The organism is Trebonia sp. (assembly GCF_030042015.1).
Taxonomy (GTDB): Bacteria; Actinomycetota; Actinomycetes; order Streptosporangiales; family Streptosporangiaceae; genus Trebonia.
The window spans coordinates 1-4598 of the sequence record NZ_JASIAL010000389.1 but is presented as its reverse complement, the minus strand read 5'-3'; the positions used below and the strand labels follow the sequence as shown (position 1 = coordinate 4598).

Below are 4598 nucleotides of genomic sequence, written 5' to 3'. Positions count from 1 at the left end.
CGGGCTGGGCGGGCCGGGGGCCGACGGCGTGTGGCGGCTCGCGGCGGCGGCGGCGATCGCGCTCGGGCTGCTGCAGATCGCGGAGCTGAGCCTGGCGGCCACGGGGGCGGTCGCGGTCCGCGCCCGCCGGATCCAGGCTTTCGCCGGGGCGCCGGGCGGCGCGCGGCTGCTGGTGATCGGTGCCGCCGCGCTGCTCGCGGGAGCGCGGGTGGCGTTCGCCGTCCAGCTCCTGCTCTGCGTGCTCGCGTTCGCCGCCCTGCTGGCCGGCAAGTCCGGCGAAGGCCCGGCGGCGGCGCCCGGCTGGCTTCCCGGGTACCGCGGCGACGGCCCGCTCGCGGTCTGGATCGGCCGGTTCGTGGACGGCAAGCTGCCGCCGCTGCCGCCGCTGCTCGTCGGGCTGCTCGTCACCGGCATGCTCGCCGGGCTCGGCCTGCACAACCTGCCGGGCATCCTGGTGCTCACCCCGGTCGAGGCGATGATGCTGGCCGCGCTGGCGTCGTGGCATCCGCACGACGGCCGGCGCGACTGGCTGGCGCCCCCGCTGCTGCAGGCGGGCGAATACGTGTTCCTCGCGGCGCTCGGGTTCGCCGACCGGGCCTGGGCGCCCGTGACGTTCGCGCTGCTCGCCGCCGTCATGCTGCGCCACCTTGAGCTGGCGTACCGGGTACGCACCGGGCTCGTGCCCGTCCCCGACCGGCGCGGCCTCGGCTGGGAGGGCCGGATGATCCTGGCGGGCCTGGCCGCGCTCGCGGGAATCGTTCCCGTCATCTACCCGCTGCTCGCGGTGTACCTGTGGGGACTGCTCGGCTGGGACTGGGCGGTCGGGTGGTCGCGGTCGCCTTCGTGATCAGCTGGACATTCCGCCGTCAACGGCCAGCGTCGCCCCGGTCATGAACGAGCTGTCGTCGCTGGCCAGGTACAGCATCGCGCGCGCGATCTCGTCCGGGGCCGCGTGCCTGGCCAGCGGGATCAGCTGATCGAAGATCGCGGTCGCCTTGTCGCGGTCGGCGCCGGTGGCGACGACCTCGATGCGGTGCTGGAACTCGTTGTCGACCGGGCCGGGGTGGATCGTGTTGACCCGGATGCCGCGCGGCGCGAGCTCGCTGGCGAGCGTCCGCATCAGCCCGACCTGGGCGTGCTTGGCGGTCGCGTAGCCGGCGATGTGCGGGGCGGCCATCAGGCCGACCACGCTGGAGGTGATGATCACGCTGGCGCCCGACGACAGGTGCGGCACCGCGTGCTTGCACAGCAGGAAGGCGCCGCGCACGTGCACGGCGATCGTCTGGTCGAACGAGTCCTCGGGGAAGTCGGCGATCGGCGCGTTCGCGCCGGCGATTCCCGCGTTGGCGACCACCACGTCCAGCCGCCCGAACCGGTCGACCGCCGCGTCCACGGCCGCCTTCACCTGTGCCGAGTCGGTGACGTCGGTCACCTTCCACGCGGCGCCGGCGCCGAGCTCGGCCGCGCCATTCTTCAGCCCGGGCTCGGAAATCCCAGCCAGGAAGACGCTCGCGCCTTCGGCCGCGAACGCGCGCGCGGTCGCCATGCCGATGCTGCCCTCGCCGCCGGTGATAATGGCGGCCTTGCCGTCGAGTCGACCCACAGTAGGGGATGTTATACCTGGTAAGGTAAAGAGTTCGTGGGTGGCGTTCGCCTAGGTGCCAGATGGCAGTCGCCGGCCGCCATGCCCCGTCGCTGGCTCGCCGGCGTGTTCGCCGTATCCGCGCTCTGGGCGCTGCTCGTCGCGGTCTTCAGCACCGACTCGGTGCACCAGCTCTGGGGCGAGATAGCGGCCTGCGGATACGTGCTCGCGCTCGTGGCCGTGCTCGCCTGGAAGGCGCGCGGCGCCGATGTGGCGCTGGCGCTGTCGTTCTGCGGCGCGCTGCTCGTCCCGCTCGGCTGGATGGCGGCCAGAGGGCTCGAGCAACCCGAGGTCGCGGTCGTGGCGCAGTCGGCGGTGACGCTGCTCCACCACGGCACCCCGTACGCCGATCCCGCCTCGCTCGCCGCCACGAGGAATCCGAACAGCTACAACCCGTACCTGCCGGTCATGACGCTGTTCGGGCTGCCCAGGGCGCTGTTCGGCGACGGCCTGCTGACCGACCCGCGGGTCTGGTTCGGCGTGGTGTTCCTCGTCGTGTTCGGCTACGCGCTGCGGCGCGGCGGGGCGGGGGATCCCTGGCGCTGGACGGTGCTTGTCGCGGCGACCCCGGTGATCGCCTTCGAGCTCGCGGTCGGCGGGACCGACGTGCCGATGGTCGCCTTCCTGTGCCTGGGGTTCGCCCTGGTCTGGGAGCGCCAGCCTGTGCTCGCCGGGCTCGCGCTCGGCGTCGCCGCGGCGATGAAGGCGACCGCGTGGCCGGCCGTGCTCGTGGCGCTCGCCGTGCTCGCGGTCCGCGACGGCAGGCGGCAGGCCACGGTGTTCACGGTGACCGCGCTGGCCGTGGTCGCCGTCTGCGTCGGCCCGTTCCTGGTGCTCCATCCCAGGGCGCTCGTCGAGAACACGATCAAGTTCCCGCTCGGGCTGGCGCACGTCACGTCCCAGGCGTCCAGCCCGCTGCCCGGCCACGACCTCGCCGAGACCGGGCCCGTCGGGCACATGATCGTCGTCGTGCTGCTCGTCGCGGCAGGGCTGGCGGTCGCCGCCTCGCTCGTGGTCAGGCCGCCGCGGTCCGTGCCGCGCGCGGTCCTGCTGCTCGCCGGCGCGATGACGCTCATGTTCGTGCTCGCCCCGTCGACGCGGTTCGGTTACTTCATCTACCCGGCGACGCTCGTGATCTGGCTGCTGGCCGCGCTCGGCGGCCGGGTCGCGCGGGGCGAGCAGGTCACGCCAGATCCCGATGTTCCCGCTGCCAGCTCGCGTACCAGGTGGCGAACCAGGTCCGTGACGCGGCCAGCGGCATGATGTAGCGCACGGTCTGCGCGTAGTACTCGCGCTGCCTGGCCGGGCTGAGGTTCCGCAGCGTCTGCACGTTGCTTGCCCGGTCGGCGAGCTTGACCACGATCGCGTCGTCAGGAGCGTGCCGCAGCCCCGCCAGGTACGCCTCCTTCGCCGCCTTGCCGTCGCCGTCAGACTCGGGGATCGTCACCCAGCCGACCAGGCCCGCGACCCGGTCGCCGAACTCCCGCCGCAGGTCCGCTATCGTGCACGGGGTGTCCTCCACCACGTCGTGCAGCACCGCGGCGGCCAGCACGTCCGGGTCGGTCACGCCGGCGCCGCGCACGAGGACCTCAAGCGCCTCGAGCAGATGCTCCAGGTACGGCGCCCCGGTGGGCCGCTTCTGGTCGCCGTGGTAGCGGACCGCGAACTCCACCGCCCTCGCCACCGCGTCGCAGGTGGCCGCGGGCAGCAGGCGCCGCAGCTCAGGTTCGGCTTGCGGCCAGGTGTGCCAGTTCGCGTAGATCTCCATTTACCTGATTGTGCCCGCCGATCACCCGCAGCGCGCGGCGCTGGCCAGAGGTTGCCGGTTTACAGTGGGGTCCGTGCGTCTACGACTGCGTGGTCCCCGACAGGCGGCCGAAGGGGCTGTCGCTGTGGAGCCGGCACTGTCCGTTCGGGATAAACCGGATCGTGACGGGCCCGATCGCGGCGCACGGGCGGTCAGCGACCTGCGGTCTGCGACGGCTGTCGTCGCGGCACCGGTAGCCTCGGCGGCGTCCGCCGTCCGGCGCAGGTACGTGCGCCTGTGGTGGCTTCCCGGCTGGCTGTTCGCGGCCATCACGCAGCTGCCCGCGCTGCTGGCGATCGCCTGGCTGGTGCCGGGGACCGCGATGCTGGTCGCCGGGCGGCTGCTGCCCGCCGCGATTTTGATCATCTTCGTGCCGCTGGCCCTGGCGCTGTGTTACTTCGCGATGCGGCAGCTGCCGCTGAGCTGGCCGCGGTTCGGCGACCCGCAGGACACCGACGAGCGGACCGATGATTCCCGGCCGGCGGTGCAGTCCTGGCGGCGCAGGCGGCCGGCCGTGCCCGCCGGCGCGCTGCTCGCCACCGTGGCGATCGCGGTCGGCTTCGCGGTCTGGCAGGTCGCCCGCGACTCCCAGCAGGTCTTCGTGGTCAGTGACCCAGGCGCGTACCTGCAGTACGGGTACTGGATCGCGCTGCACGGGTCGGCGAAGATCCCGCAGTCGGCCGCGGCGTTCGGGTCAGTCACGGGGCTGAACTTCGCGAGCACGGATTTCTACCAGGCCGGGACCACGGTGTCGCCCGCGTTCATGCCCGGGCTGCCGCTGGTGCTCGCGGGCGGGGTGTGGCTCGGCGGGGTGCAGGGAGCGCTGCTGATGCCCCCGGTGATCGGCGGGTGCGCCGTGCTGTCGTTCGCCGGGCTGGTCGGGCGGCTGGCGGGACCGCGGTGGGCGCCGGCGGGCGCGCTCGTCCTCGCGCTGACCCTGCCCGAGCAGTATGTCAGCCGCGCGCCGTTCAGCGAGCCGCTGGTCCAGGTGCTGCTGTTCGGCGGGCTGTGCATGGTGACCGACTCGCTGGTGCTGACCCGGCAGCGGAACGGCTACCCGGCCGCGCTGACGCTCGCCGGGCTTGGCGGGTTCGCGCTCGGCCTGACCGTGCTGGCCAGCATCGGCTCGCTGAGCACGCTGCTGCCGGC

At 73.3% G+C, this 4598-nt stretch carries 4 protein-coding genes and 1 pseudogene; 3 read left to right on the top strand and 2 right to left on the bottom strand.

The window, feature by feature from the left end; genetic code table 11:
• Positions 1-847: DUF5941 domain-containing protein (locus tag Q1N79_RS21130; protein WP_300611564.1), on the top strand; the 847-nt coding region annotated here is incomplete at its 5' end.
• Here the strand turns inward: Q1N79_RS21130 and Q1N79_RS21125 are convergent.
• The gene (locus Q1N79_RS21125) at positions 848-1603 is read right to left on the bottom strand and encodes an SDR family NAD(P)-dependent oxidoreductase (RefSeq protein WP_300611563.1); all 756 of its coding nucleotides are present in this window, start codon (positions 1601-1603) and stop codon (positions 848-850) included.
• A gap of 81 nt (positions 1604-1684) precedes the next feature.
• Between Q1N79_RS21125 and Q1N79_RS21120 the strand changes: the two genes are divergently transcribed.
• Entirely contained in the window at positions 1685-2905 is a 1221-nt protein-coding gene (locus tag Q1N79_RS21120) for a glycosyltransferase 87 family protein (protein ID WP_300611562.1), read from the top strand.
• Here the strand turns inward: Q1N79_RS21120 and Q1N79_RS21115 are convergent.
• The gene (locus Q1N79_RS21115) at positions 2826-3410 is read right to left on the bottom strand and encodes an HD domain-containing protein (RefSeq protein ID WP_300611559.1); all 585 of its coding nucleotides are present in this window, start codon (positions 3408-3410) and stop codon (positions 2826-2828) included. The genes Q1N79_RS21120 and Q1N79_RS21115 overlap by 80 nt on opposite strands.
• A 124-nt stretch (positions 3411-3534) precedes the next feature.
• Between Q1N79_RS21115 and Q1N79_RS21110 the strand changes: the two are divergent.
• Positions 3535-4598, top strand: a pseudogene (locus Q1N79_RS21110) (hypothetical protein); the annotation flags it as partial.